Origin of the sequence: Okeania hirsuta, from assembly GCF_003838195.1 — a bacterium.
Taxonomy (GTDB): Bacteria; Cyanobacteriota; Cyanobacteriia; order Cyanobacteriales; family Microcoleaceae; genus Okeania; species Okeania hirsuta.
The window spans coordinates 1-2,993 of record NZ_RCBY01000447.1 but is presented as its reverse complement, the minus strand read 5'-3'; the positions used below and the strand labels follow the sequence as shown (position 1 = coordinate 2,993).

The window sequence follows — 2,993 nt, the reverse complement described above, 5'->3', positions numbered from 1 at the left end:
CTTTTAATTTGATCTCCTCCAGCCTGTTATTCGGTATGGAAATGCCATCATCTGATGTCATCCCGAAACTATTCTGTAGAAGATCCACTTTCACAAAGAATAAAGCTTACTGCATCCTTGATTTGACCTATCCTGGCAGAATGCACTTTAGACCTATCCGGCGCCGGAATCACATTTGCGGACTTGTCGAGCTGGTTTCAGCAATAAAACTGCCGAAAATTCGGCGTAGAGCGGGAGGCACCAAAGTAAGCAATCTGGGGGTATTTACGGCAAATCCAAACACAATGATTCGGAATTTATTCGTATGTCTAGATCCTTGTTTTCCTAGAAAAACCTATATTTAAGCGAATCATCAATCCGCAATTAAACGCTATGACACCAGACGTGCCCATAAATCAAAGCGGGCAACATTCAGAATCTAAAGATCCACACAGAGACCTTGCTGACCCCGCTCGATGAGGTCCAGTAGAGGTTAAGGCGATTGGGCTAAACTTTGCCGATGTTTTTTGCAATCTGGGGTTTATATGCGGCGGCTCCGAAAGACGCTTTTTGTTCCTGGTTTGGAATATGCGGAATTGTAAGCAAGGTCGGTTCAAGCGGTGGACACGGTCAAGGAGAATGCATTATGGGGGTAAGATTCGGCGCCTATACAACTCACCTAAATATAGATCATCGTTACTTATTCCCCTACCTCCGATTGGAGTTTGCGGAAGTTTCTGCCTACTTGGTGCAGATGTTAACGGCCTATTTACGCTATGATCAACAAGGGCGATTTGCAGAAAGGACAAACGATCTTGATTCATAGTGCCGCAGGTGGTGTGGACGCAGTGCCGTCCGCATTGCAAATCGGATGGGTTGCTATACTATTGGTACAGTTGGAAATGCCGTAAACTCGGATATCTGAAAAAGAAGGTTACGACCAGGGATCGTCCCATAAAAAGACTCAAGGGCGACTGATCAAAGCTTAGATGCCGAGAGTTCATTTGATTATGGAGTGTATCGGTGGAAATATTTCAAAATCGGATATGATGTCCTGGCTTGCACAGGCAGAATCATTGTCTATGGCCAAGCTCGTTATGCTGCTCCGTAATCGCCAAATTATTACGCCTACTTTGGTTTCCTCACCGCCCGAAGGTAGATCCACAGGCCCTTGCCCACCGACAACAAGGGGGTGTTAGGCTCAATCTAATTTGGCTATATGAAAGGGTGATATCAGAAAATCCTACAGGAAGTCTCGGCATGATCTGCCGAAACCCTCGTGGACACCTTTCCCTTTCAAGAGCTTCCTGAACTATTCGACTATTCTCAACCGGGTAAAAACGGTTGGTAAAGTTGTCATAGAGGTTAGTCCATTCAACACCTATTCCTATGAAAGCCGTCCAGAAAGAATTGCCGTAGAGTTTTGATCAGATCGCCGCCTTGCCCCGATCGAAATTGAGACATAATATCCACTATCCCGATTTCCTGCTTAGGGAATTACCCTCGCCTTGCACGAGTACTAGAAATGGCTGTGGAAAGGGACGCTCATCGAGCCACTCAGCCAAGCAGCTAGGAAGTGGTGGGAATAGATTTGTCCAATGAAAGCTTAAGATGCCAGAGTTGAAAGTCAGCATAGCTGGATAACGTCAGGTTTGAACAACCGACTATTTGCAAAAAGACTATCACCGGCCTACTTCGATGCTATATAAGTGTAGCGACCTTACATCATATGGATTGGCGCATGCCTTAAGCGAATCAAATCAGACCTAAGCCGGCGAAGTTGTTGTCATCGACTTGTACAAGGAGAAAGGTGGATGGTCAACTTTCAACCTCGCTTCTATCCCACTCCATCATGTTTTCAAGTGGCTAAAGAATGACAACACTAGCAGTAGTGCATTGGAAAACCAGCTTTGGCATGCGCATGGCTCAGGAGATGAATATCTGCCATTTGAGGAAATCAAAAGGATCGCAAGCCAGTACCTACCAGGGGTGAAAGTTAGGCGAAGGTTACTTTGGCGTTTCAGCCTTGTATGGGAAAAACCTTTGGAGAAAAGCCCATCTTGATGATATAATTACCCCAAGTTGCGATGATCCCCCAGCCTGGGCTGAAAAGGCCTGTCTTCGCCCTGACCCTGAAGAGAATCCAGGCATTTTCTCCCTTTTCACCCTTAAGGAAGGGGCCAAAAAAGGGAGAAAACTTGTTGATCGTAACTTGCATGAACTAATAGGCTTTTCTCCAAGTGATCGCAGTTTACAGTCGCTTGATCTTAATATTGCGATACCAAACCGTATCACTATGGTCTTGCAGACAGATTCTTCCCTTCCTGGATTGCCCGAAGCCCTCCCAGTTTTTGAATTTACTATCAGCAATCATAGCATTCCATTCTGGTGTAAACATCTCGAATTTAACCACCTTTACTCCATTTAACCAGAAACTGGATTTTCCATTCTTAATACGGATACGTACTGAATTCCATTCGCCGGCTGGTTTTACTACCTCCTTCTTGCACTTGATGGAGTGGGATAGAAGCGAGATTGTAAAGTTGATCCATCCAACCTTTCTCCTTGTACAAGTCGATGACTAACAACTTTCCGCCCGGCTTTAGGTCTGATTTGATTCGCTTAAGAGCATGCGCCCAATCCATATGATGTAAGGTCGCTACACTTACTATAGCATCGAAGTAGGCCGGTGGATAGTCTTTTTGCAAATAGTCGGTTTGTTCAAACCTGACGTTATCCAGCTGCTGACTTTCAACTCTGGCGATCTTAAGCATTTCATTGGACAAATCTATTCCCACCACTTCCTGAGCGTGCTTGGCGAGTGCTCGACTGAGGCGTCCCTTTCCACAGCCAATTTCTAGTACTCGATGGCAAGGCGAGGGTAATTCCCTAAGCAGGAAATCGTGATAGTGGATATTATGATTCCAATTTCGATCGGGCAAGGCGGCGATCTGATCAAACTCTACGGCAATTCTTTCTGGAGCGGCTTTCATAGGAATAGGGGTTGAATGGAC

Annotated in this window: 2 protein-coding genes; both read right to left on the bottom strand. The window is 45.5% G+C overall.

The genetic code is table 11. The features are described from left to right. Positions 1–2,230: 2,230 nt before the first annotated feature. A complete protein-coding gene (locus D5R40_RS43210; RefSeq protein ID WP_375339440.1) occupies positions 2,231–2,434 on the bottom strand; it encodes a 3-keto-alpha-glucoside-1,2-lyase-like domain-containing protein in 204 nt (67 codons plus the stop codon). After that, positions 2,430–2,993 (bottom strand): class I SAM-dependent methyltransferase (locus tag D5R40_RS31585; RefSeq protein ID WP_205127793.1); only part of this gene is annotated, 564 nt, incomplete at its 5' end. The genes D5R40_RS31585 and D5R40_RS43210, both read right to left, overlap by 5 nt.